24 protein-coding genes are annotated in these 24,602 nt (G+C 74.1%); 13 read left to right on the forward strand and 11 right to left on the reverse strand.

Going from position 1 to position 24,602, the window contains the following annotated elements; translation table 11 throughout:
- Positions 1-79: 79 nt before the first annotated feature.
- Entirely contained in the window at positions 80-1,447 is a 1,368-nt protein-coding gene (locus tag Q0858_RS04915) for an amidase (protein ID WP_299051613.1), read from the reverse strand.
- 75 nt (positions 1,448-1,522) lie between these two features.
- On the opposite strand from Q0858_RS04915, the gene Q0858_RS04920 reads away from it, so the two are divergent.
- Positions 1,523-2,821 carry an aspartate aminotransferase family protein gene (locus tag Q0858_RS04920; protein ID WP_299051614.1) on the forward strand — a complete coding sequence of 433 codons (1,299 nt, stop codon included), beginning with the start codon at positions 1,523-1,525 and terminating at the stop codon, positions 2,819-2,821.
- A gap of 17 nt (positions 2,822-2,838) precedes the next feature.
- Here the strand turns inward: Q0858_RS04920 and asnB are convergent, their stop codons facing one another.
- The gene (gene asnB, locus Q0858_RS04925; protein WP_366915987.1) at positions 2,839-4,449 is read right to left on the reverse strand and encodes an asparagine synthase (glutamine-hydrolyzing); all 1,611 of its coding nucleotides are present in this window, start codon (positions 4,447-4,449) and stop codon (positions 2,839-2,841) included.
- Between the two features lie 157 nt (positions 4,450-4,606).
- Here asnB and Q0858_RS04930 point away from each other — a divergent pair, with 157 nt between their 5' ends.
- Both Q0858_RS04930 and hemW read left to right on the forward strand, forming a co-directional pair.
- The gene (locus Q0858_RS04930; RefSeq protein ID WP_299051616.1) at positions 4,607-6,430 is read left to right on the forward strand and encodes a long-chain fatty acid--CoA ligase; all 1,824 of its coding nucleotides are present in this window, start codon (positions 4,607-4,609) and stop codon (positions 6,428-6,430) included.
- 55 nt (positions 6,431-6,485) lie between these two features.
- Entirely contained in the window at positions 6,486-7,601 is a 1,116-nt protein-coding gene (gene hemW / locus Q0858_RS04935; protein ID WP_299051618.1) for a radical SAM family heme chaperone HemW, read from the forward strand.
- Positions 7,602-7,779: 178 nt separating this feature from the next.
- On the opposite strand, the gene Q0858_RS04940 is transcribed toward hemW, so the two are convergent.
- The 4 genes from Q0858_RS04940 to Q0858_RS04955 all read right to left on the reverse strand — a co-directional run bounded on the left by Q0858_RS04940 (position 7,780) and on the right by Q0858_RS04955 (position 10,572).
- A complete protein-coding gene (locus Q0858_RS04940) occupies positions 7,780-8,646 on the reverse strand; it encodes a DUF3097 domain-containing protein (protein ID WP_299051620.1) in 867 nt (288 codons plus the stop codon).
- 65 nt (positions 8,647-8,711) lie between these two features.
- Entirely contained in the window at positions 8,712-8,891 is a 180-nt protein-coding gene (locus tag Q0858_RS04945) for a hypothetical protein (RefSeq protein ID WP_299051622.1), read from the reverse strand.
- A 58-nt stretch (positions 8,892-8,949) separates the two neighbouring features.
- A complete protein-coding gene (locus Q0858_RS04950; protein WP_299051623.1) occupies positions 8,950-9,834 on the reverse strand; it encodes an MBL fold metallo-hydrolase in 885 nt (294 codons plus the stop codon).
- 30 nt (positions 9,835-9,864) lie between these two features.
- Positions 9,865-10,572: a hypothetical protein gene (locus Q0858_RS04955; RefSeq protein WP_299051625.1), complete on the reverse strand. Its 708-nt coding sequence runs from the start codon at positions 10,570-10,572 to the stop codon at positions 9,865-9,867.
- A gap of 187 nt (positions 10,573-10,759) precedes the next feature.
- On the opposite strand from Q0858_RS04955, the gene hrcA reads away from it, so the two are divergent.
- Both hrcA and dnaJ read left to right on the forward strand, forming a co-directional pair.
- Positions 10,760-11,803, forward strand: coding sequence for a heat-inducible transcriptional repressor HrcA (gene hrcA / locus Q0858_RS04960; RefSeq protein WP_299051627.1), 1,044 nt, complete (start codon positions 10,760-10,762; stop codon positions 11,801-11,803).
- Between the two features lie 90 nt (positions 11,804-11,893).
- Positions 11,894-13,084 carry a molecular chaperone DnaJ gene (gene dnaJ / locus Q0858_RS04965; RefSeq protein ID WP_299051629.1) on the forward strand — a complete coding sequence of 397 codons (1,191 nt, stop codon included), beginning with the start codon at positions 11,894-11,896 and terminating at the stop codon, positions 13,082-13,084.
- Between the two features lie 60 nt (positions 13,085-13,144).
- Here the strand turns inward: dnaJ and Q0858_RS04970 are convergent, their stop codons facing one another.
- Entirely contained in the window at positions 13,145-14,347 is a 1,203-nt protein-coding gene (locus tag Q0858_RS04970) for a Gmad2 immunoglobulin-like domain-containing protein (protein ID WP_299051631.1), read from the reverse strand.
- Positions 14,344-14,910 carry a SigE family RNA polymerase sigma factor gene (locus Q0858_RS04975; RefSeq protein ID WP_299051633.1) on the reverse strand — a complete coding sequence of 189 codons (567 nt, stop codon included), beginning with the start codon at positions 14,908-14,910 and terminating at the stop codon, positions 14,344-14,346. Before Q0858_RS04975 ends, Q0858_RS04970 begins: the two co-directional genes overlap by 4 nt.
- A gap of 124 nt (positions 14,911-15,034) precedes the next feature.
- Between Q0858_RS04975 and Q0858_RS04980 the strand changes: the two genes are divergently transcribed.
- The 8 genes from Q0858_RS04980 to era all read left to right on the forward strand — a co-directional run bounded on the left by Q0858_RS04980 (position 15,035) and on the right by era (position 22,101).
- Positions 15,035-15,379: an HIT domain-containing protein gene (locus tag Q0858_RS04980; protein ID WP_299051635.1), complete on the forward strand. Its 345-nt coding sequence runs from the start codon at positions 15,035-15,037 to the stop codon at positions 15,377-15,379.
- A 412-nt stretch (positions 15,380-15,791) separates the two neighbouring features.
- Complete coding sequence (locus Q0858_RS04985) at positions 15,792-16,754, forward strand: PhoH family protein (RefSeq protein WP_299051769.1); 963 nt, start codon at positions 15,792-15,794, stop codon at positions 16,752-16,754.
- Positions 16,755-16,773: 19 nt separating this feature from the next.
- Complete coding sequence (gene ybeY, locus Q0858_RS04990; protein WP_299051637.1) at positions 16,774-17,220, forward strand: rRNA maturation RNase YbeY; 447 nt, start codon at positions 16,774-16,776, stop codon at positions 17,218-17,220.
- Positions 17,217-17,564: a cytidine deaminase gene (locus tag Q0858_RS04995; protein ID WP_299051639.1), complete on the forward strand. Its 348-nt coding sequence runs from the start codon at positions 17,217-17,219 to the stop codon at positions 17,562-17,564. The genes ybeY and Q0858_RS04995 overlap by 4 nt, the downstream gene beginning before the upstream one ends.
- A gap of 25 nt (positions 17,565-17,589) precedes the next feature.
- Positions 17,590-18,969, forward strand: coding sequence for an FAD-binding oxidoreductase (locus tag Q0858_RS05000; RefSeq protein ID WP_299051641.1), 1,380 nt, complete (start codon positions 17,590-17,592; stop codon positions 18,967-18,969).
- Positions 18,966-20,267, forward strand: coding sequence for a class I SAM-dependent methyltransferase (locus tag Q0858_RS05005; protein ID WP_299051643.1), 1,302 nt, complete (start codon positions 18,966-18,968; stop codon positions 20,265-20,267). The genes Q0858_RS05000 and Q0858_RS05005 overlap by 4 nt, the downstream gene beginning before the upstream one ends.
- A 114-nt stretch (positions 20,268-20,381) precedes the next feature.
- Complete coding sequence (locus Q0858_RS05010) at positions 20,382-21,161, forward strand: siderophore-interacting protein (RefSeq protein WP_299051644.1); 780 nt, start codon at positions 20,382-20,384, stop codon at positions 21,159-21,161.
- Between the two features lies 1 nt (position 21,162).
- Entirely contained in the window at positions 21,163-22,101 is a 939-nt protein-coding gene (gene era / locus Q0858_RS05015) for a GTPase Era (RefSeq protein ID WP_299051646.1), read from the forward strand.
- A gap of 110 nt (positions 22,102-22,211) precedes the next feature.
- Here the strand turns inward: era and Q0858_RS05020 are convergent, their stop codons facing one another.
- Genes Q0858_RS05020 through Q0858_RS05030 form a run of 3 tightly spaced genes read right to left on the reverse strand, consistent with a single transcriptional unit; the run spans position 22,212 to position 24,456 of the window.
- The gene (locus Q0858_RS05020) at positions 22,212-23,084 is read right to left on the reverse strand and encodes a septum formation family protein (protein WP_299051648.1); all 873 of its coding nucleotides are present in this window, start codon (positions 23,082-23,084) and stop codon (positions 22,212-22,214) included.
- Positions 23,081-23,914: a septum formation family protein gene (locus Q0858_RS05025; RefSeq protein ID WP_299051650.1), complete on the reverse strand. Its 834-nt coding sequence runs from the start codon at positions 23,912-23,914 to the stop codon at positions 23,081-23,083. The genes Q0858_RS05020 and Q0858_RS05025 overlap by 4 nt, the downstream gene beginning before the upstream one ends.
- A gap of 56 nt (positions 23,915-23,970) precedes the next feature.
- Complete coding sequence (locus tag Q0858_RS05030) at positions 23,971-24,456, reverse strand: NAD(P)H-dependent oxidoreductase (protein ID WP_299051652.1); 486 nt, start codon at positions 24,454-24,456, stop codon at positions 23,971-23,973.
- Between the last annotated feature and the right edge of the window lie 146 nt (positions 24,457-24,602).

The following is a 24,602-nucleotide window of genomic DNA, read 5'->3' on the forward strand; positions in this document are numbered from 1 at the left end:
TCGGGCCGACTCGAGGGCTGTGCGAGGTGCGTTCGGGCCGACTCGGCGGTGCTGGGGAGTGCGTTCGGGCCGACTCGGGCTACCGGGGCAGGGCGAGGGCGTGCTCGAGGCGGGCGCCGAGGGCGAGCAGGGTCGCGTCGGCACCGGCGGCGCCCATGAGCATCGCGCCGACCGGCATGCCGTCGACGACCGAGAACCCGGCGGGCACGCTGAGCGCCGGGACGCCGACGAGGTTGGCGACGACGGTCCAGCAGTCGGTGTACGGCGCCGCCATCGGGTCGGCGAGCTCCTCGGGGGTCAGCTCGCCGGCCAGCAGGGGAGCGGTGGTCGGCATCGTCGGGCACAGCAGCACGTCGCAGGTCTGCAGGGCCCGCGCCACCTGCAGGCGCAGGCGCCGACGGACGTGCTCGGCGCGGTCGAGCTCGTCCTGGCCGGCGGCCGTGGTGAGCAGCTCGCGGCCGATGGCCACCCGCCGCTCGACCTCCTCGCCGGCGCGCCCGGTGGCCACCCAGGGCTCCAGCACGGGCACGCAGGCCGCCGAGGTCAGCGACATGTACGACGCCAGGCCGCGCGGCCCCTCCGGCACCAGCTCGCGGACGACGTCGACGCCCAGGTCGACCAGCGCGTCGAGCACGCCGTCGAAGCACCGCAGCACGCCGTCCTGGTTCACCCGGCCCGAGAGCTCGTCGACGATCCCCACCCGCAGGGGCTCGTCGCGGCGCACCGGCAGCTCGGCGGGCGTCGGCGACCCGGCGAGCACGTGCAGCAGCCGACGGACGTCGCCGACCGACCGCCCGAGCGGGCCCACCCGGTCGAGACGCGGCGCGAACGGCACGACCCCGTCGAGCGGGACGAGCCCGGGGGAGGGCGCCATCCCGACGACCCCGCACTGCGACGCGGGCTCGCGCACGGAGCCGCCGGTGTCGGTGCCGACCGCCAGGGTCGCCATGCCGGCCGCCACCGACACCGCGGCCCCGCCGCTGCTGCCGCCGGGGCTGCGGCGCCGGTCGTGGGGGTTGCGGGACGGCCTCGTGACCGACGTCTGCGTGGAGGCGCCCATGGCGAGCTCGTCCATGTTCGTGCGACCCAGCAGCACGGCGTCCGCCGCGCGCAGCCGCGCGACCGCCGGGGCGTCGTACGCCGCGGGCACGCCGTCGTGGGCCGCCGAGCTGCAGGCCGTCACCTCACCGGCGACGTCGAGGTTGTCCTTCACGCTCACGGGCACCCCGGCCAGCGGGCCCAGCCCGTGCCCCGCCGCGCGCCGCGCGTCGACCGTGGCCGCCTGCACGAGCACCCGGTCCGGGTCGACCGCCACGAAGGCGGAGAGGTCCGGGTCGACCTGCTCGACCGCGCGCAGGTGGGCCTCGGCGACCTCGGTCGCCGAGGTCTCGCCGCGGCGTACGGCGCGCGCGATGCGGCCCGCGGAGGCGCGCGTCAGGTCCTGCACGACGAGCAGGGTCCCACCCGGGCATCATGGGCGCCGAGGGGCCTCCGACGGGGCCGGCGAGAGCAGGAGCGGGACGTGACCGGAGACGACTTCTGGACCCAGGCCGAGCGGCACCTGGTCCGGTACGGCGGAGCGTTCACGCCGCGCGTCATCGCCCGCGCCGAGGGCTCGTGGGTGCACGACGAGGAGGGTCGCGCGATCCTCGACTTCACCTCCGGGCAGATGAGCGCCGTCCTCGGGCACTCCCATCCCGACGTGGTCCGCACCGTCAGCGAGTCGGTGGCCACGCTGGACCACCTGTTCTCGGGGATGCTCAGCCGCCCCGTCGTCGACCTCGGCGTGCGCCTCGCCGGCACGCTGCCCGACCCGCTCGAGCGGATGCTGCTGCTGACCACCGGCGCGGAGTCGAACGAGGCCGCGATCGCGATGGCCAAGCTCGTCACCGGCCGCCACGAGGTCGTCGCCTTCGACCGGTCCTGGCACGGCATGACCACCGGGGCGCGCGCCACCACCTTCTCGGCCGGTCGCAAGGGCTACGGCCCCGCGATGCCCGGCAGCCTCGTGCTCCCGACCCCGAACGCCTACCGCTCGCCGTTCCGGCACCCCGACGGCAGCCACGACTGGGAGACCGAGCTCGACTTCGGCTTCGGCCTCGTCGACCAGCAGTCGACCGGGTCGCCGGCGGCCTGCATCGTCGAGCCCATCCTGTCCTCCGGCGGGATCATCGAGCTCCCCGAGGGCTACCTGCGACGGCTCAAGGACCACTGCGAGCGGCGCGGGACGCTGCTGATCCTCGACGAGGCGCAGACCGGGGTCGGGCGCACCGGCACGATGTACGCCTTCGAGCGCGACGGCGTCGTCCCCGACATCCTGACCCTGTCGAAGACCCTCGGCGCCGGCCTCCCGGTCGCCGCGGTCATGACGAGCGCGGCGATCGAGGAGGCCTGCCACGAGCGCGGGTTCCTCTTCTTCACCACCCACGTCTCCGACCCGCTGGCGGCCTCCGTCGCGCTCACCGTGCTCGACGTGGTCGAGCGCGACGACCTCGTCACCCGCGCCCAGGTGCTCGGCAAGGAGCTCGGCGAGCGCCTCGCCGACCTGCACGAGCGGTACGACGTCGTCGGCGACGTCCGCGGCCGAGGCCTGCTGCAGGGCCTCGAGCTCGTCACCGACAAGGCCAGCCGCGCACCGGCCGACGAGCTCGGGCGCGCGGTCACCGCCGGCTGCCTGGAGCGCGGCCTGCACGTCAACATCGTCCAGCTGCCCGGCATGGGCGGGATCTTCCGGATCGCCCCGCCGCTGACCATCAGCTCCGACGACCTGCACCTCGGCGTGGACCGGCTCGAGGAGTCCCTCGTCGCCGCGCTGGGCTGAGCCCTCACAACCGAGGCTCAGGCGGTCGCGAACCTCCCGAGCACCTGCTCGGCGCGGATGCCGCCGAGGTGGTCGGCGAAGATGCGCTGGTAGCCGAGCTCCTCGCGGCTGCGCGCCGACGGCAGGCCCTCGAGGCGCACGGACTCCCACTCGTCGTCGGGCACGAACGCCTCGGCGCGGCGGGTCATCACGTCGGCGGTGCCCGAGCCGTCCCCGAACTGCTCCTTGCGGCGCCACAGCACGGAGTCCGGCAGCCACCCGGCGAACGCCTCGCGGAGGATCGCCTTCTCCTGCGCCTGCTCCTGACCGTCCTCGCCGAGCAGCTTCCACGCCACGGGCACGCGCTGCGCGACGGCGAGCATCTCGCGGGCCAGGAACGGCACCCGGGCCTCCAGTCCGAACGCCATGCTCACCCGGTCCGCGCGCTGCAGGTTGAGGTGGTGCAGGACCTGCACCCCCTCGACCAGGGCGTCGGCCAGTGCGGCCTCGTCCAGCTCGCGGAGGTGGTGGTAGCCGGCGAACAGCTCGTCGGCGCCCTCCCCGGTCAGCACGACCTTCACGTGCTGCGCGGCCAGCTCGGAGAGCAGGTAGTTCGGCACGGCGGAGCGCACCAGCGACGGCTCGTAGGACTCGATCGAGCGGACGACGGCCGGCAGCACGTCGATCACCTCGTCGTCGGTGTAGACCCGCTCGTGGTGCTCGGTGCCGAGGTACGCCGCGACCCGGCGGGCCGCGACGAGGTCCGGGCTGTCCGGCGTCCCCGCCGCGAACGACCGGACCACGGTGCCGGGACCCGACACGTGCTCGATCTCGCGGACCATGATCGCCGCGACGAGGCTGGAGTCGAGGCCACCGGAGAGGAAGACGCCGATCGGGACGTCGGCCATCATCCGCGCCCGTACCGCCTCGACCAGCGTCCCGCGGATGGCGGCGTGCGCCTCCTCCCGCGTCGTGTACGACGGCCCGACCGGCTCGTCGGTGCCCAACGGGTCGGTGCGGAGGTCGACGAAGGGCTGCAGCCCGGTGCGCGGGGTCCAGTGGTGGCCCGGCGGGAACTCCTCGACCGCGGGCCGGACCTCGGGCGGGAAGGCGCCGAGCTCGGAGGCGGCGAGCAGCCGGCCGTCGTACCGGGCCCAGTAGAGGGGCTTCACGCCGAGGGGGTCGCGGGCGAGCACGAGTCCGCCGTCCCCCTCCCCGCCGTCGTCGGTGCCGTCGTCGGTGCCGTCCTCGGCGGCGACCGCGAAGGCGTACATGCCCCGGAGGTCGTGGATGCCGTCGAGCCCGCGGGCGGCGACGACGTGGAGGATCACCTCGGAGTCCGAGGAGGTCGCGAACGGCCCGCCGAGCTGGTCGCGGAGGTCGTCGTGGTTGTAGATCTCGCCGTTGGCGGCCACCCAGCGGCCGGCCACGGTGCCGCCGTCCGCGGAGGTCATCGGCTGTCTGCCGCCGGCGAGGTCGACGATCGCCAGCCGGGTGTGGCCCAGCCAGGTGGAGCCGACGAGGCGGGACCCCTGCCCGTCGGGCCCGCGGTGGGCGATCGGCGACAGCATGCGCTCACCGATCTCACAGGCCGTTGCCAGACGCTCGGGGGTGGGATCGAACTCGTGGACCACGGCGATGCCGCACACGCTGCTCAGCTCCTAGGGCGTCCCGCGCACGGTGGCGGGCCGATGAGTCGATGCCGAAAGGTTAGCGACGGCGTGTTACCGGTGAGTTGCGGCGTGATCTAGGTTACCCAGCAACACAGGCCCCGCCGGCTCGCGCCGGCGCCGGAGAGGGAGACCCATGACGACCACGCAGGACGCGTCCTTCGTCGATCACCTGCCCACCAACGTCGCCGTCCAGTTCTTCGACCGGGTCGCCGTGGCGCCGGGCGCCGAGGCCTTCCGGTTCCCCGTCGGGGAGGCCTGGGAGTCGGTCACCTGGAAGCAGGCGGGGGACGACGTCTCCGTGCTCGCCGCCGGCCTCGTCAGCCTGGGGATCACCCCCGAGCAGCGCGTCGGCATCGCCTCGGGCACGCGCTACGAGTGGATCCTGGCCGACCTCGCCATCATGGCCTCCGGAGCCGCGACCACGACGGTCTACCCGACGACGAACACCGAGGACACGGCGTACATCCTCGGCGACTCGGAGAGCCGCGTCGTCTTCGCCGAGGACGACGAGCAGATCGCCAAGCTCCGTGAGCGGCGCTCCGACCTGCCCCTCGTCTCCAAGGTCGTGACCTTCAGCGGCACCACCGACGGCGACTGGGTCATCGCGCTCGACGACCTGCGCCGCCTGGGCAACGAGCTGCTGGACCGCGAGCCAGGCACCGTCAAGGACCGCGTCGCGGCCACCGGCCCGGACGACCTCGCCACCCTCATCTACACCTCCGGCACGACGGGTCGCCCCAAGGGCGTCCGGCTGACGCACCGGTCGTGGGTCTATGAGGGCGAGGCCATCAAGGCCCAGGACATCCTCGGCCCCGACGACCTGCAGTTCCTCTGGCTGCCGATGGCGCACTCGTTCGGCAAGGTGCTGCTGTCGACGCAGATGGCGTGCGGCTTCGCGACGGCCGTCGACGGTCGCGTCGACAAGATCATCGACAACCTCGCCGTGGTGAGGCCGACCTTCATGGGCGCCGCGCCGCGCATCTTCGAGAAGGCCTACTCGCGGATCACCGTGATGACGGCCAGCGAGGGCGGGGCCAAGGAGAAGATCGCCACCCAGGCCTTCGCGGTCGGGCGCAAGGTCAAGGCCCTCGAGCTCGCCGGCAAGCCGGTCCCGCTGCCGCTCAAGCTCCAGTACGCCCTCTTCGACAAGCTCGTCTTCTCGAAGGTCCGCGCCCGCTTCGGCGGTCGCGTCCGGTTCTTCATCTCCGGCGCCGCGGCGCTCAACAAGGACATCGCCGAGTGGTTCCACGCCGCCGGCATCCTCATCCTCGAGGGCTACGGCCTCACCGAGACCGCCGCCGGCTCGTTCGTGAACCACCCCGACCACTACAAGTTCGGCACCGTCGGCCCCGCGGTGGCCGGCACGCAGGTCCGGCTGGGCGACGGCGACGAGGTCCAGATCAAGGGCCCCGGCGTCATGAACGGCTACCACAACATGCCCGAGGCGACCGCCGAGACGCTGACCGAGGACGGCTGGCTGCGCACCGGCGACAAGGGCTCGCTCGACGCGGACGGGTTCCTCACCATCACCGGCCGCATCAAGGACCTCTTCAAGACCTCCGGCGGCAAGTACGTCGCCCCGTCGGCCATCGAGGCGCAGTTCAAGGCGCTGTGCCCCTACGCCAGCCAGTTCCTGGTCTTCGGCAACGACCGCAACTACTGCGTCGCGCTCGTCGCGCTCGACCCCGAGCAGATCCAAGGCTGGGCCGATGAGAACGGCCTGGTCGGGTCGTCGTACGCCGAGATCGTGGGCTCTGACGCGGCGAAGAAGATGGTCGGCGAGTACGTCGACCAGCTCAACGCCCGCCTGAACCGCTGGGAGACCATCAAGAAGTGGGACATCCTCGACCACGACCTCACGGTCGAGTCGGGTGAGCTCACGCCGTCGATGAAGGTCAAGCGCAACGTCGTGGAGTCGACCCAGTCGGCCCGCATCGACGCGCTGTACGCCGGCTGACGGCTCCCACCCGGGTGCCCTCCCCGGCGTTGTCGGCGCCGGGGAGGATGGACCCATGTCGTTCGGGGTGTACGTCCACGTCCCGTTCTGCGCGACCCGCTGCGGCTACTGCGACTTCAACACCTACACCGCCACCGAGCTCGGCGGCGGGGGAGCGCAGGCGCAGTGGGCGACGTACGCCGAGGCCGAGGTCGACCTCGCCGTGGCCGCACTGGGCCCGCGGGAGGTCGAGACGGTCTTCTTCGGCGGTGGCACCCCGACGCTGATGCCGCCGGAGGACCTCGTGCGGGTCCTCGGCGCGGTCGGGGACCGGTTCGGGCTCGCCCCGGGGGCCGAGGTCACCACGGAGGCGAACCCCGACAGCGTCACGCCCGCGTCCCTCGCCGCGCTCCGCGAGGGCGGCTTCACCCGGATCTCGTTCGGGATGCAGTCCGCGGTGCCCCACGTGCTCGCCGTCCTGGAGCGCACCCACGACCCCGCCAACGTCGCCCGGGCCGTCGCCTGGGCGCGCGAGGCAGGGTTCGAGCAGGTCAGCCTCGACCTCATCTACGGCACCGCGGGGGAGTCGCTGGCCGACTGGCGGACCTCCCTGGAGGCCGCCCTCGAGAGCGCACCCGACCACGTGTCGGCGTACTCGCTCATCGTCGAGTCCGGCACGCGCCTCGCCCGCCAGGTCCGCTCCGGCGCCGTCGCCGCGCCGGAGGAGGACGACCTCGCCGACAAGTACCTCCTCGCCGACGAGCTGCTCACCGCCGACGGGCTGGAGTGGTACGAGGTGTCGAACTGGGCGCGGACGCCGGCCGCCCGCTGCCGGCACAACGAGCTGTACTGGGCGAGTGCCGACTGGTGGGGCGTCGGCCCCGGCGCCCACTCCCACGTCGCCGGCGAGCGCTGGTGGAACGTCAAGCACCCCACCGCCTGGTCCGGCCGTCTCGCCGCGGGGGAGTCGCCGGCGGCCGGCCGGGAGACCCTGACCGACGAGGACCGCCACCTCGAGCGCGTCATGCTCGAGCTGCGCCACCGCTCCGGCCTGCCCCTCGACCTCGCCGACCCCGCCGCCGTCGACGACGTCGTCGCGCGCGGGCTCGTCGTACGGCACGACGACCGGCTGGTCCTCACCCGCGACGGGCGGCTCCTGGCCGACGCCGTCGTGCGGGACCTGCTGCCCTGACCTCCTGGTCGGAGGTCGAGGTGCGAGGGCCGCCAGGCCCGAGCCACGAGACCCGGTGCGATGGAGGTGGTCGTCTCGCCGTGCGGTGGTCGGCGAGGCCGGCGTTCGTCTCACCGGGTCTCGACACGCCGGTCGCGACCTCGCAGGCTCGGTCGCGCGGCTGCTCGACCTCCCCGCCCTACGACCCCTCGTTCCTCGGGGTCGGGGCGGTGACGAAGTCGATGAGCTCCTCGACCCGCCCGAGCAGGGCCGGGTCGAGGTCCTGGAAGCCGCGGACGCCGCCGAGGATGTGCTTCCAGGCGCGGGCGATGTCGGCCTGGCCGCGGTGGGGCCAGCCCATCCGCTGGCAGACGCCCTTCTTCCACTCCTCGCCGCGGGGGACGTCGGGCCAGGCCTCCTTGCCGAGGCGCTGCGGCTTCACCGCGGCCCAGATGTCGATGAACGGGTGGCCGACGATCAGCACGTGCGCGCCCACGTCGGAGCGGCGTACGGCGTCCGCGATGCGGCTCTCCTTCGACCCGCGCACGAGGTGGTCGACGAGGACGCCGACCCGGCGCTGCGGGCCCGGCCTGAAGTCACGCAGCTCGGCGGCGAGGTCGTCGACGCCGCCGAGGTACTCGACGACCACGCCCTCGACGCGCAGGTCGTCGCCCCACACCTTCTCGACGAGCTCCGCGTCGTGGCGGCCCTCGACGAAGATCCGGCTCTGGCGGGCGACACGGGCGGGGGCGTCGTGGACGGCGATCGAGCCCGACGCGGTGCGGGTCGGACGCTCGGGGGCGCGCTGCGTGACCGGGGCGGTCAGCACGACCGGGCGGCCCTCCAGCAGGAAGCCGGGACCGAGCGGGAAGGTGCGCCGCTTCCGGCGTCGGTCCTCGAGGGTCACCGTGTCGAGGTCGCGGTCCACCGCGACCACCTCGCCGCACCAGTCGGTCGTGACCTCCTCGACGACGAGGCCGCGGTCGGCCGGGGTCTCGACGGCACGGCCGTTCTTCGGCCTGCGCCAGTCGGTGGAGAGGACGTCGGTCCCGTAGCGGTCGCTCACCCGCCGAGGCTAGGTCCGCGCACCGCCCCGACGGGGGAGGGCACGCCGCCGGGCACGGGGTCGGGTCAGGAGGTGGGGTCGTCCTCGTCGTCCCCGCCACCGCCGCCGATCTCGTGGTTCGGGTCGGCGAGCGGGTTGTCCTCGGCCGGGCGCACGTCCTCCGGCAGCGCCGAGTCGGGGATGCCCTGCTGGCCCTCGTCGCGGGACGGGGACTGCTCGGTCTGCTCGCTGCCGGATTCGCTCATGCTCGGACCGTAGACGCTTCCGCCGACACCCGACAGGGGCTGGGCCCGGTCCGTCGGTTCAGACGAGGGGAAGGCGCTTCTGGGCGCGGGGGAGCTGCTCGTAGATCCGGCGTACGGCGTCGCCGAGGCGGTCGGCCGGGAAGGGCCACTCGGCGGACCCGAGCGCGTCGTCCACGCGGATCCCGCGCCCGGCGAGGTCGCGGGCGGTCTCGGCGAGGATCCCGAGGTCGGCGCGCTGGTCCTGCACGAACGCCCGGTCGACGACGGGCCCGTGGCCGGGGACGACGACGGTGGTCGGGGTGACGAGCTGCAGGACGAAGTCGAGGGTCAGCGGCCACTCGAGCGGGAACGAGTCGGGGCCGAGGCCGGGCGTCGCGGCCTCCCGGTCCGAGGACTCCACCAGGTCGCCGGCGAGGACGACGTCCGCGTCGGGCACCCGGACGACGACGTCCCCGCCGGTGTGGCCGCGGCCGGGGTGGACGACCTCGAGGGCGCGGTCCCCGAGGTCCACGATCCCCACCGACGACAGCGTGTGGTCGGGGAGCACCGGGTCGGCGAGGCTCTCGAGGAGCTCGTCGCGGTGCGGGGCGTCGGGCGGCTCGCCCTGGACGTGGGTGCGCAGGTCGGCCAGGTACGCCGGCAGCGCGGCGGCTGCGTCGTCGTGGGCGTGGATCGGCACGCCGGGGTGCGCGTCGCGCACGGCGCGGTTGCCGAGCACGTGGTCGAAGTGCGCGTGGGTGTTCACCACGGCCACGACGTCGGCGCCGGGGACGAGCGAGCCGAGGTCGGCCAGGACCTCCCGCATCGCGGGCCCGGAGGCGTGGGTGTCGACGACCACCAGGCCGCGGTCGCCGCCGACGACGGTGACCGAGACGTCGCACCAGGCGTGGCGCCGTACCCAGACCCGGTCGGCGACCTCGACGAACGACGGGTCCTGGGGCACCCCCCGACCCTACGGGGCCCGGGGCGCGGCTCAGATGAGGCCGGCGTGCAGCTCGCGGCGCAGGAGGTTCGAGAGCTCGGCGGGGGTGCGCGCGGTGCGGGAGAACCAGACCGTGCGGGTGTGGGCGCCGTCCAGGTCGATCCAGCAGACCTCGACCCCGGCGGGTGTCAGGTGGGCGAGCGAGGCGGCGATCAGCTCGGAGCGCGGGGCGCCGGTGGCGAGCGCGAGGGAGGTGACGAGCTCGCCGGCGTGGCACTCGTTGGCGTGGTGGGTCGCGCGGCGCAGGTAGCCCTCGTTGAGGCGGTGCGCGGAGTCGGCGTAGAGCGCGAGGGGGACGGTGCGCCGGGCGGTCGACCCGTCCTCGGCGGGCTCGAGGACCACCACCAGGGAGGGGGTCAGCGTGACCACGCGCGCGTCGGCGCAGCACGACCCCGGTACCTCCTCCTCGGCGAGGCGTCCGGCGATGACGACCGACACGCCGTCGCCGCCGTCCTCGGACGCGGGCCCGGTCACGCGGAGCAGCGCGCTGCGACGCTCGCGGGCGGCGAGGGCGACCGGGGCCTCGCGGTGGCACCAGAAGGTCGGGACGCCGTCCCGCTCGGAGAGGCTCAGCCCGTCGGAGTTCAGCAGGTGCTCGACGCCCTCGGCGACCATGCTCGCCGCGGCCGGGCAGGACACCGCGCTGCGGGCGAGGCCGGCGAGCTCGGTCGGGTCCAGCGTGCCGACGGTGAGCGTCATGGGTACCTCCGGAAGAGCGCCGATCAACAATTTAGGTGAGCCTAACCTATGCAACGGGTCCCGGCGCAAGGGTTCGACCGCAGGTGCCGGGGCCGACGGCCGACGCCCGGTACGATTGGCACTCGACGCGCGGGAGTGCCAGAGTCGTGGGTCGCCGTCGTGGACCGTCGTCGCAAGGAGGTGCAGCATGGTCGAGGACCGGAGGCTGGCCGTCCTCCGCGCGATCGTGGAGGACTACGTCCGCACCGAGGAGCCCGTGGGGTCGCGCGCCCTCGTCGAGCGCCACCGGCTCGGCGTGTCCCCGGCGACCGTCCGCAACGACATGGCGGCGCTCGAGGACGAGGGCCTGATCGCCCAGCCGCACACCAGCGCCGGGCGGGTGCCCACCGACAAGGGCTACCGGATGTTCGTCGACCGGCTGACGACGCTGAAGCCGATGTCGGCCCCCGAGCGCCGCGCGATCGCCAACTTCCTCGACGGTGCCGTCGACCTCGACGACGTCGTGCAGCGCAGCGTCCGGCTCCTCAGCCAGCTGACCCGCCAGGTCGCCGTCGTGCAGTACCCGACGCTGTCCTCCAGCACGGTCCGCCACGTCGAGCTCGTCACGCTCACCCCCGCGCGGCTCCTCGTCGTCCTCATCCTCTCCAGCGGGCGCGTCGAGCAGCGCGTCGTCGAGCTGGCGGAGGGCTCGGCCGGGGGCCCCGACGTGGACGACGTCGAGGCCGGGGTCGCCGACCTCCGCCCGCGCCTGCTCGGGGCCGTCGTCGGCAAGCGGATCGTGGAGGCCGCCGCCGCGCTCGCGGACCTGCCCGGTCAGGTCCGCGAGGAGGACCGCACCCTCACGACACGCGTGGCCGAGGCGCTCGGCGACGCCATGTCCGACCACAGCGCCGAGGGCCGGATCGCCGTCGGCGGGACCGCCAACCTCGCGCGGTACGGCGACTCGTTCGACTCCGCCGTCCGGCCCCTGCTCGAGGCGCTCGAGGAGCACGTGGTGCTGCTCAAGCTGATCGGCGAGGCCACGGCGGGCGGCGCGGTCACCGTGAGGATCGGCGCCGAGGGCCCGTACCACGAGCTGTCGTCGACCAGCGTCGTCGCGACCGGTTACGGGCCCGCCGAGGCGCCGGCCGCCCTGGGCATCGTCGGCCCGACCCGCATGGACTACCCGGGCACGATGGTCGCGGTGCGCAGCGTCGCCCGCTACGTCTCCCGCATCCTCGACGACGCCTGACCAACGCCCCGGCGCGGCCCACCGGCCGATCGAGCGCCGGAGAACCACCAGACCCGCACCATCCCCGACAGACACGAGAGCCAGGAACCAGTGAGTCAGGACCTCTACGAGCTCCTCGGAGTGCCCCGCGACGCCGAGCCGGACCAGATCAAGAAGGCCTACCGGCGCCTCGCGCGGCAGCTGCACCCCGACGTGAACCCCGACGAGGCGACGCAGGACCGCTTCAAGGAGGTCTCGATGGCCTACGAGGTGCTGTCGGACCCGCAGAAGCGGGCGGCGTACGACCGTGGCGGGGACCCGATGGGAGGCGCCGCCGGCGGCTTCGGCCAGGGCGCGGGCTTCTCCTTCACCGACATCATGGACGCCTTCTTCGGCGGCCAGGGCGGCGGCGGCATGGGCGGTCCCGGCCAGGGACGCGGCCCGCGTCCGCGCATGCGTCGGGGCCAGGACGCGCTCATCCGGGTCGAGGTCGAGCTCGCCGAGGCCGCGTTCGGCGTGACCCGCGAGGTGACCGTCGACACCGCGGTCACCTGCGGGCTGTGCGGCGGCAACGGCGCGGCCGAGGGCTCGCAGCCGAAGACCTGCGAGACCTGCCGCGGCCACGGCGAGGTGGCCCACGTGCAGCGCTCGTTCCTCGGCGAGATCCGCACGCTGCGTCCCTGCGCGGCCTGCCGCGGCTACGGGTCGATCATCCCCGAGCCCTGCCGCGAGTGCTCCGGCGACGGCCGGGTCCGCTCGCGCCGCACGCTGACCGTCAAGATCCCCGCCGGCGTGGACGACGGGACCCGGGTCCAGCTGTCCGAGCAGGGTGAGGTCGGGCCCGGCGGCGGGCCCGCCGGCGACCTGTACGTCGAGATCTCGGTCGCCGCCCACGACGTCTTCACCCGCCACGGCCAGGACCTGCACTGCACGGTGACGATCCCGATGAGCGCGGCCGCGCTGGGGACGACGCTGCGGCTGCCGACCCTGGAGGCCGACCTGGTCGGCGCCGAGGCCGAGCCGAAGACCGACCTCGAGACCCACTACGACCTCGAGCTGCGCGCCGGCACCCAGTCGGGCGCCGAGCACCTCCTGCGCGGCCGGGGCATCCCGTCGCTGCGGGGGACCGGGCGCGGTGACCTCGTGGTCAACGTCACCGTCGAGACGCCCACACGCCTCGACCACCGCCAGGAGGAGCTGCTCGCCGAGCTCGCCCGCCTGCGCGGCGAGGAGAAGCCCGACGGCAGCGTCAAGCCGAGCACCCGGTCGGTGTTCGGCCGGCTGCGCGACGCCTTCAGCTGAGCCGACGCCCCGCCCGACCGGGTCGGGCCGACCGGTCGACCGCCCGGCGGCCGGGGCTCGTCACTCGATGACGAAGCCCCGGCTGTCGGCGTACGACCCGGCGCCCTCGGCGCCGCCCGTGGGGTCGTCGTTGCGGGCGATGAAGGTGTAGGTGCCGGGCTCGAGGTCGGACACGTCCACCTCGACGCTCCAGGGGTAGAGGCCGTCGACCCAGCCCTCCGCGGTGGTGACGCCCTCGTCGACGACCTCGCCGTCGATGCCACCGCTCCGCAGCTCCCACTGCACGGTGGCCTCGAAGCCGCTGCTGCGTCCGTCGGCGGCGAGCACGTCGCCGGTGACCTCCTGGGCCTCGACCGGGTTCGTGATGTTCATCAGCGCGAGGGTGTCGAGCTCGGCGGCGGCCGTCTCCGGGCCGGCGCCGACGCCGAGCAGGTCCCCGCCGTCCGGGCCGGACAGGAGGATCGGGTCCCGGGACTGCACGACGGCCTGGGTCGTCCAGACGACCTGCTGGCGCATCATCGTGGCCACGGCGTCGTCGATGCCGCCGGGGCGGCCCGCGAGGTCCTCGCTCTCGCTCGTCAGCCGCACACCCCACGGCTCGCCGTCGCCGCCGCTGACCTCGACGACGGTGTCCTCGGGCCACAGGGTCTGGTAGTCGGGGTCGCTCGGACGCACCGTCACCGCGGTGCGGACCGCGGCCTCGATCGTCGAGGCGGTGTCCTCGCCGTACGCGTCGGCCGGCCGGAATTCCCGCACCAGGCGGGGGCCGAGCTTCGTCCCGATCATGTAGTACGACGGCACGACCGGCGTCGCGACGACCTCGCGGTCCTCGCTCTCGTCGTTGCTGCCGCCGCCACCGCCACGCGTCCGGCCCTGGGTGGGCTCGATCTCGCGCGGGGTCGGCATCTCGGTGGAGCTGCTCGACTCGCTGGACGAGGCGGTGCTCGTCTCGTCGTCCGATCCGCCGCCGAGGACGGCGATGGTCACGATGACGACGGCGGTGGCCAGGACGGCGCCGCCGGCGCCGACGAGCCAGGTACGTCGGGACTCGGGCACGGGGGTCTCCTCGGTCAGGGGGGTGCGGGTGGTCCGCGGGGCCGGGGTGGTCCGCGGGGTGCCGCCGGGGGAGGTGCGGGCACGGATGGCCTCGAGGCGGTACGCCGGCTCGACGTCGTCGACGGCGTCGTGCATCAGGCCGCGCAGCTCGACGTCGTGACCGGGGTCGCGGGAGGTGTCGCGCCGGTCCCGGCCCGGCCACCTCATCGGTCCGCCTCCAGCAGGTCGCGGAGCTTGGCGGCGCCCCGCGAGGCGTGGCTCTTCACCGCGCCGCGGCTGATGTCGAGGATCTCGGCGATCTCCGACTCGGAGGCCTCGGCGTAGTAGCGCAGCACGAGCACCTCGCGCTGCCGGCGCGGCAGGCGGGCGAGGGCCTCCACCACGGTGCGGCGGCGCTCGGTGAGCAGCGCCATGCGGTCGGGGTCGCCGTCCTGCCCGGCGCCGCCCGGGTCGGGGCGGGCCGCCTCGGAGGCGAGACGTCGCCGGTGCTTCTCCACCACGCCGGCGTGACGCAAGGCCGAGCGCGACCGGTTGACGACGGCCTGGCGCAGGTAGGCCAGGGCCCGGTCGGGGTCGCGGAGACTGGACCACCGGCCGTGGGTCGCGACGAAGGCGTCCTGGACGACCTCCTCGGCCAGCCCGACCTCGCGGACGAGCAGCACCGCCAGCCGGACGAGACCGCGCCAGTGCACGGCGTACAGCTGCTCGAGGGCATGGTCGGCACCCCACCCGTCGGCCGTGGGGTCGGCGGTCGTGCCGGTGTGCGTCACGGTCCTCCCCGGCGCTCGCTGGTGTGTGATCACGCTAGTGGGACGCGTGGGGTTCGCCCGGGGTTGACACGTCCGGGCGAGTCGCCGTCCCCCGGGCCCCCGGCGACGGTCGTAGGGTCCGACCATGAGCGACCCCGACTGCCTGTTCTGCCGCATCGTGGACGGCGCGATCCCCGCCGAGGTGGTGCACTCCACCGAGCACTCCGTGGCCTTCCGGGACGTGAACCCGCAGGCCCCGACCCACGTCCTCGTCGTCCCGCGGGCCCACCACCGCGACGCCGCGGCCCTCGCCGCCGCCGACCCGGCCGCCGTCGCCGACCTCGTCGACGCCGCCGCCCACGTGGCGGCGTCCGAGGGCCTGGAGGGCTACCGCCTGGTCTTCAACACCGGGGAGGCCGCCGGCCAGACCGTCTTCCACACCCACCTCCACGTCCTCGGCGGCCGCCCGCTGTCCTGGCCCCCCGGCTGACCGTCGAGTCGGCAGATCTGCGCAGCCCTACGGCGTCGAGTCGGCACGTCTGCGCAGCTGTACGGCGTCGAGTCGGCACGTCTGCGCAGCCGTACGGCGTCGAGTCGGCAGATCTGCGCAGCTGTACGGCGTCGACCCGGGCCCCTCGGGTGCGCAGACGTGCCGACTCGAGCCCCCTGGGGTGCGCAGACGTGCCGACTCGAGCCCCCTGGGGTGCGCAGACGTGCCGACTCGGCACCGAGGGGCGGGGTGGGTACCGGAGGGTGCCCGGCGAATCTCGGTGGGCGGCCTCGGGGGACCGCGATATCCTCGAGGTGCCAGGACATCACCACCAGGAAGGCTGTTGCAGCCCTTGACCGACGACACCCCACAGACCGTCTCCCAGGTCGTGATCGTCCCCAACAGCATCGACATGGTCACGCTGCTCGGTCCGGCCGACAGCCACCTCGCGCTCGTGGAGCAGGCCTTCGGCGCCGACGTCCACGTGCGCGGGAACCGGATCACGCTGACCGGCGAGCCCGCCGAGGTGGCCCTCGCCGAGCGGCTGCTCGACGAGATCGTCACGATCATCCGCACCGGCCAGGGCATGAGCGCCGAGACCGTCGGGCGCGCCATCGCGATGATGCGCGAGGAGACCTCCGAGCGCCCCGCCGAGGTGCTGAGCCTCGACATCCTCTCCAACCGCGGGCGCACGATCCGGCCGAAGACGCTCAACCAGAAGCGGTACGTCGACTCGATCGACAAGCACACGATCACCTTCGGCATCGGCCCCGCCGGCACCGGCAAGACCTACCTGGCGATGGCCAAGGCGGTCCAGGCGCTGCAGAAGAAGGAGGTCACCCGGATCATCCTCACGCGTCCGGCCGTCGAGGCCGGTGAGCGGCTGGGCTACCTCCCGGGCACGCTGAGCGAGAAGATCGACCCCTACCTGCGCCCGCTGTACGACGCGCTGCACGACATGATCGACCCCGAGACGATCCCGAAGCTGCTCGCGGCCGGGACCATCGAGGTCGCCCCGCTGGCGTACATGCGCGGTCGCACGCTGAACGACGCGTTCATCATCCTCGACGAGGCGCAGAACACCTCGCCGGAGCAGATGAAGATGTTCCTCACCCGCCTCGGCTTCGGCTCGAAGATCGTCGTCACCGGTGACGTCACCCAGGTCGACCTCCCGGGCGGCGTGAAGTCGGGCCTGAAGGTGATCCAGGGGATCCTCGGCGACGTCGACGACATCGTCTTCAACCAGCTCAGCAGCCGCGACGTCGTCCGCCACCGGCTCGTCGGCGCGATCGTGGCGGCGTACGACGTCTTCGACAACACCCCTGCGCCGACGGGGCAGGCCCGCCCGGCGGCCGCGCCCGACCGTCGCCGGTGACCCGCCGAGGACCGGTCCGGTGATCGAGGCCACCGACGAGTCGGGGACCGACCTGGACCTCGACCCGTACGTCGCCGTGGCGGCGCACGCGATGCGCTGGATGAAGGTGCACCCCGAGGCGGAGCTGTCGGTGACCGCCGTCGACGAGGCCGCGATGGCCGAGCTGAACGGGCGCTGGATGGACAAGGAGGGCCCCACCGACGTGCTGGCCTTCCCCATGGACGAGCTGCGGCCCGGTGACGGCGTGGAGGGCGTGCTCGGAGACCTCGTGCTCTGCCCGACGGTGGCGGCCCGGCAGGCCGAGGAGGCCGGCCACCCCCAGCAGGCCGAGCTCGAGCTGCTCACCGTCCACGGCGTGCTGCACCTGCTCGGCTACGACCACGCCGAGCCCGACGAGCACCGCGAGATGTTCGGGCTGCAGGACGAGATCCTGGACGCCTGGAGGAACGGAGACCCCGCCCCGTGAGCACCGAGAAGGACCTCCCGCCCGAGGACGCCAAGCTGCTCACCCTCGCGCGGGCCACCCGCGCGCGGACCCGGGCCGCGGAGGGTGCCGCGGTCCGCGACCTCGACGGACGCACGTACGCCGCCGCGACGGTCGACCTGCCGTCGCTGCAGCTGTCGGCGCTCGCCGGCTGCGTCGCCATGGCCGTCGCCTCGGGCGCGGCCGGACTGGAGGCGGCGCTCGTGCACACCGCGGCCGAGGCCGTCGCCCCCGACGACCTGGCCGTGCTGCGGGACCTCGCCGGGGCCGACGTCCCCGTGCACCGTGCCGGACCCGGCGGTGTGACCTCCACCACCACGACCTGAGCCGTCCAGGAGTACGTTGCCGGGAGTGACCGGGAACGTGGTGGGTGCACATGAGCACCAGGAGGGCGTCGAGCGCCTCCTGCGCTCGTTCTCGCTGCTGCCCGTGGACGCCCCGGTGCGGCTGGCCAAGGCCACGACGAACCTGTTCCGGCCCCGCGCGGCCGCGGCCTCCGGGCTCGACGTCTCCGGGCTGACCGGGGTGGTGTCGATCGACCCGGTCGCGCGGACGGCCGACGTCCAGGGGGTGTGCACGTACGCCGACCTCGTCGACGCCACGCTCCCGCACGGGCTGGCGCCGCTGGTGGTGCCCCAGCTGCGGACGATCACCCTCGGCGGCGCCGTCGCCGGTCTCGGGATCGAGTCCACCAGCTTCCGCCACGGGCTGCCGCACGAGTCGGTCCTCGAGATGGACGTGCTCACCGGCGCCGGCGAGATCGTCACCACGCGGCCGGGCGAGGAGCTGTTCGACGCCTTCCCGAACTCCTACGGCTCGCTCGGCTACGCCACGCGGCTGCGGATCGAGCTGACCGAGGTGGCGCCGTACGTCGCGCTGCGGCACCAGCGGTTCTCCTCGGCCGGGCTGCTCGCCGCGGCGGTGGCGCGCATCTGCGAGCGGGGCTCGTGGAAGGGGGAGCGGGTCGACGCGATGGACGGTGTCGCCTTCACGCCCGGCGAGCTGTACCTGACCCTCGCCCGCTGGACCGACGAGCCGGGGCCGACCTCCGACTACACCGGCGACCGCATCTTCTACCGCTCCCTGCAGGAGCGGGCCACCGACCGCCTGACCACCCACGACTACCTCTGGCGCTGGGACACCGACTGGTTCTGGTGCTCCGGGGCGTTCGGGCTCGACGACCCGCGCGTGCGTCGGCTCTGGCCGCGACGGTGGCGCCGCTCCGACGTCTACAGCCGGCTGGTCGGGCTCGAGCGCCGGTACGGCGTCGTCGACCGGCTCGACGCCCGCGCCGGCCGCCCGCGCCGCGAGCGGGTGATCCAGGACGTCGAGGTACCGGTGGGACGCCTCGCCGACTTCCTCACCTGGTTCGACGCCGAGGTCGGCATGCGCCCGGTGTGGCTGTGCCCGCTGCGCCTGCGCGCCGGGACGGCGGGCGACGGCCGCCCGTGGCCGACCTACCCGCTGGAGCCGGGGACGACGTACGTGAACGTCGGCTTCTGGGGCACGGTCGGCGTCGGCGACGGCGCCGAGGACGGCCCGCTGAACCGGGCGATCGAGACCCGCGTCCACGAGCTCGGCGGCCACAAGTCGCTGTACTCCGAGGCCTACTACGACCGCGAGACCTTCGACGCCCTCTACGCGGGCGACCACCTCGCCGCGGTGAAGCGGCGGCACGACCCCCAGGACCGGCTGACGAGCCTCTACGACAAGGCGGTGCGACGACGATGACGATCACACGGGGACACACGCAGGGCGAGGCCACGATCACGATCGGCGAGGCCCTGGAGACGCTGCTCCGCGACGGGCTGCCCGTCCGGTTCACGGCGTACGACGGCAGCACGGCCGGCCCGCCCGACGCCGACATCGGCCTCGAGCTCGTCTCGGAGCGCGGTCTGTCCTACCTGCTCACCGCTCCCGGCGACCTCGGGATGGCCCGTGCGTACGTCTCCGGCGACCTGCGCCTGACCGGCGCCCACGAGGGCGACCCGTACGACGCGATGCGGCTGCTGCAGAACCACCTCGTCTTCCGCCGCCCGGGCGCGGCCGAGCTGGTGCGTATGGTGCGCGGCCTCGGCGCCTCCCACCTCAAGCCCCCGCCGCCGCCCCCGCAGGAGCACCTGCCCCGCTGGCGCCGCGCCGTCGAGGGCCTGCGCCACTCGCTCAGCCGCGACGCCGAGGTCATCGGCCACCACTACGACGTGTCGAACCGGTTCTACGAGCTGGTGCTCGGGCCGTCGATGACCTACACCTGCGCGCTCTACCCGCACGACGGCGCGACGCTGGAGGAGGCGCAGGCCGCCAAGTACGACCTCGTCTGCCGCAAGCTCGGGCTCCGGCCCGGCATGCGCCTGCTGGACGTCGGCTGCGGCTGGGGCGGGATGGTCCGTCACGCCGTGCGCGAGTACGGCGTCACCGCCCTCGGCGTCACCCTGTCGCGCGAGCAGGCCGCGTGGGCCGCCGAGGCGGTCGAGCGGGAGGGACTGTCCGGCTCCGCCGAGATCCGGCACGCCGACTACCGCGACGTGACCGAGTCCGGCTTCGACGCCGTCAGCTCCATCGGCCTCACCGAGCACATCGGGGTCGCCAACTACCCGGCGTACTTCGGGTTCCTGCGCGACCGGCTGTGCCCTGGCGGGCGGCTGCTGAACCACTGCATCACCCGCCACGACAACCGCATGCGGGCCACCGGCGCCTTCATCGACCGCTACGTCTTCCCCGACGGCGAGCTCACCGGCTCGGGGCGGATCATCACCGAGGCGCAGGACGCCGGCCTCGAGGTGCAGCACGCCGAGAACCTCCGGGTCCACTACGCCCGGACCCTCGCCGGCTGGACCGCGAACCTCGTCGAGCACTGGGACGAGGCCGTCGCCGAGGTCGGCGTCGGCACGGCGCGGGTGTGGGGGCTGTACATGGCCGGCAGCCGGTTGGCGTTCGAGCGGAACGAGATCCAGCTCCACCAGGTCCTCGCCACCCGCACCGCCGACGACGGCACCTCCGGCTACCCCCTGCGCCACGACTTCCCCTGAGCCGAGTCGGCACGTCTGCGCACGCTGAGGGGCTCGAGTCGGCACGTCTGCGCAGCGGACACCCCGTCCGGGCGCGGAGATCCGCCGATCCGGCGGTGACTAGGGTGGGGACCGATGACCCGGCGCGCCCAGCAGTACGACGTCCAGGTGCTGCGCCGGGAACGTCTCGGTGAGCACCTGGTGCGGCTCCACCTCGGTGGACCGGGCCTGGCGGGCTTCACCTCGACCGGTGTCCCGGACGAGTGGGTCGGGCTCGTCGTCCCCGGCCAGTTCCAGCACCGCTACTACACGCTGCGCTCGGTCGGCCCGGACGCGCTCGTCGTCGACGTCGTCGTCCACGCCGAGGGTCTCGTCACCCAGTGGGCCGAGCGCGACTGCACCGGCGAGACCGTGACGATCACCGAGCCCAAGGGTTCCTTCGCGCTGCCGGACGGCGCCGCGTGGCTGCTGCTGGTCGCCGACCTCACCGGCCTGCCCGCCATCGCCCGCATCGCCGAGTCCCGCCCGGCGGGCCTCCCGTGCCGCGTGTGGGTCGAGTCCGCCGACGACCTCGGCGACTACCTGCCGGCCACCGACGGCCTCGAGGTCACCTGGGTGCGTCCCCCGGCCACCGGCACCAGCGGCCTGGCGGACCTCGTCGCGGACGTCGACTGGCCCGCCGGTGACGGCTACTTCTGGATGGCCGGTGAGTCAGCCCAGATGCGCGCCATCCGCAAGCACCTCCGCCACGACCGCGGCCTCGGGGCGTCGGCGTACGACGTGATGGGCTACTGGCGCGACCAGGTGCGCCAGCGCCGCACCGTCGACCCCGGCCCGATCTACGCCGCGGGCAAGGCCGCCGGGAAGAGCGACGAGGAGATCTGGGACGACTACGACAAGGCGAGGGAGGCCTGACATGAGCCTGTTCGGCGAGGTGCCCGAGGGGTTCCGGAGCGGGTTCGCCTGCTTCGTGGGCCGCCCCAACGCGGGCAAGTCGACGCTGACCAACGCCCTGGTCGGCACCAAGGTGGTCATCACCAGCTCGCGACCGCAGACGACGCGAACCGTCGTCCGCGGGATCGTCCACCGCCCCGAGGCCCAGCTCGTCCTCGTCGACACCCCCGGCCTGCACCGGCCGCGGACCCTGCTCGGCGAGCGCCTCAACGACCTGGTCCGCGCCACCTGGGGCGAGGTTGACGTCGTCTGCTGCTGCTTCCCCGCCGACCAGCCCATCGGGCCCGGGGACAAGTTCCTCGCCGGTGAGGTCGCCAAGGTCCGCCGTACGACGTTCGTCGCGCTGGCCACCAAGACCGACCTCGTCGGCCCGGACCGGCTCGCCGAGCACCTGATGTCCATCGACGCCATGGGCCGCGACCTCGGCATCGACTGGGCCGAGATCGTGCCCGTCTCCGCCGTGGCCGGCCACCAGGTCGAGCTCCTCTCCGACCTCCTGGTCGGGCTGATGCCCGAGGGACCGCCCCTCTACCCGGACGGCGACCTCACCGACGCCCCCGAGGAGGTGCTCGTCGCCGACCTCGTCCGCGAGGCCGCCCTGGAGGGCGTCCGCGACGAGCTGCCCCACTCCATCGCCGTCGTCGTCGACGACATGGAGCCCCGCGAGGGCCGGCCCGACGACAAGCCGCTGCTCGACGTCCACGCGTCGCTGTACGTCGAGCGCGACTCCCAGAAGGGCATCGTCATCGGCCACAAGGGCTCGCGCCTGCGCCAGGTCGGCACCGACGCCCGCAAGCAGATCGAGTCCCTCCTCGGCACCCCGGTGCACCTGGAGCTGCGCGTCAAGGTGGCCAAGGACTGGCAGCGCGACCCACGGCACCTGCGCAAGCTGGGGTTCTAGGGCCGACTCGGCGTCTCGGACCGGTGCGTTCGGGCCGACTCGGCGTCTCGGACCGGTGCGTTCGGGCCGACTCGGGGTTGTACGGCGGTGCGTTCGGGCCGACTCGGGTCCTACGCCGGGGTCCAGCAGACGCCGTACCGCTGGCCGGCGTCCCACTGCTCGGCGGTGGGGTACTCGTAGCCGAAGCGGAAGTTGAGCGGGTCGGAGGCGGTGTCGCGGGCGGCGTCCTCGCAGACGCCGTCGCCGGCGGCGGAGACCTGGTCCTCGCCCGGGTACTCCTCGCCCTCGGCGAGCGGCACGGTGGCGATCGCCCGCCACGAGGCGTCGTCCGCGCGGCACGGGACGCGCTCGAAGCCGTCGGTGCCGGGCTCGGCCGTCGCGCACAGGGCGTACGCCGCAGCCGCGTCCGGGGTGGAGAACAGGCCCTCCAGGCGGCCGGTCAGCGGCGCGAGCTCACCCTGGCCGGCCAGCGCGATCACGTCGCACCGGTACCAGGAGGCACCCTCGTCGGACTGCTCCACGGTGGGCGAGAACCAGACGGCCCGCAGGACGGTCAGCCGCAGGTCCTCCTCCGACCCGCCGAGGAACTCGGCCAGCCGCGGCGGGCACTCGGCCGCCGGCTGGGCCTGCGCCCGCTCCGAGTCGACCGCGAGCAGGTGGCCGTCGACGAGCAGGTCCAGCTCGCCGACCGCGAAGGTGCGGGAGGTGTGCTCCCCGGCGCAGTCCGTGGGGGCGGTCTCGCTGACCGGCGCCAGGGCCTCGTCGAACCCCAGCGGGTAGCAGGCCTGGACCTCGGGGACGGCGACGGCCGCCGGGGTGGGGTCCCCGGAGGACGCCGGGTCCGACGAGACGGGCCCGGCGGGCGTGGCCGACGGGCTCGCCGACGCGGCGTCCTGCGGTGCGGCGTCGTCCCCGCCACAGCCCGCGACGAGGAGGAGCGCACCGAGGGCGGCCAGGGCGGGCGCGAGGCGACGGAGGCTCACGAGTCGGTCCTGGCCCAGCAGATCGAGCGGCGGTTGCCGGCCTCCCACTGGCCCTCGCCGAAGGCGGTCCACCCGAACTCGTAGTCGAGGGGGTAGCCGAGCAGGGCCCCGACCTGGCTCGAGCAGGCGTCACGGCTGGTGACCTCGACGACGCGGTCGCCGGGCCACGGGTCGTCGTCCTCGCCGACCGGCACGGTCGACACGGCCCGCCAGGTGTGCGGCTCGGTGCACGCGACCTTCTCGCCCTCGGAGACGGTCGGCCCGTCCGCGCAGACCGTCCAGCGGTCCTGGGGGACCCCGGCCAGCAGTCCCTCGGCGGTCTCCGGGAGGTCGACGTACGCCTCGCCCGTCACGCCGCCGCCGACCGCGTCGCAGCGGTACCACCGGGCGCCCTGCTCCCAGGCGTCCTCCGACGGGCGGAACCAGGCCCAGCTGACCGTCGAGCGCATGACGCGGGACTCATCGCCGCCGACGAAGCGGCCGAACGCCCTCCCGCACGTCTTGTAGGCGAACGCCCCGAGGTCCGGGGAGTCGTACGCCGCGTCGGTGAAGCGGTCGGGCAGCGGGCCCACCGCGAACGTCTCGGCGGTGTGGCGCTCGGCGCAGTCCACCGGCGCCGTGCTGTTGCTGGGCTCGGCGACGTCGGAGGGACCCAGCACCCGGCACAGGCCGACCTCGGGCGTCTCGACGGTGTCGGCGGAGACCTGCTCCGGCTCGTCGCCGTCCCCGCCGCCGCAGGCCGTCAGCAGCAGGGGAGCGGCGAGGAGGAGGCCGAGCCGGTCGAGCCGACCGAGCGGGCGACGGAGCACCGGAGTCCGGTCGTCCGTCATGTCACCTCTCCCGGGGTTCTCGCCAGTACGTCGAGCGCGTGCGTCGTGCGCCCGTCTCAGACGCTCAGCAGTGCCGCGATCGTAGCGCCCAGCTCGTACGCCGAGGCCGTGTGCGTCGCGTCCACGTCACCCACCACGGCGAGGACGTCGCTCGACAGCCGCCACGGCAGCGCCCCGGCGATCGCCAGCACCGACCGCTCGGCCCCCTCGGTGTCGTACCGGCCGTGCACGTAGAGCCCGAAGGGCAGCCGCCCGCCGGCGGCCCCGCCGGCGGACCCGTCGTCCGAGAGCGCGCCGCCGGCCTCGAGGAAGACCGTGTCGAGGAAGTGCTTGAGGGCTCCGGACATGTAGCCGAAGTTCGCGGGCGTGCCCAGGACGACGCCGTCCGCGGCGATCAGGTCGCCGGCGCCCGCCTCGAGCGCGGGCCGCTCGACGACCTCGACGCCGGTGATCGCGTCGTCCTGCGCGCCGGCGAGCACCGCGTCGGTGAGCGCCCGGACCGTGGGCGTGGGGGAGTGGTGCACGACCAGCAGACGAGCCATGCCGAGAGCGTAGGTCCCGGCCGCGCTAGGGTGGCCCAGATGACGCGTCAGCGACTCCTCCTTCGTCGCCGCAGCGGGGCCTGAGAGCCGGACCCCTCGTTGCGGAGAGCACGTCTGCGCCGGCTGTACCGCCGATGCCGCTCCCA

The organism is uncultured Nocardioides sp. (genome assembly GCF_947489365.1).
Classification (GTDB): domain Bacteria; phylum Actinomycetota; class Actinomycetes; order Propionibacteriales; family Nocardioidaceae; genus Nocardioides.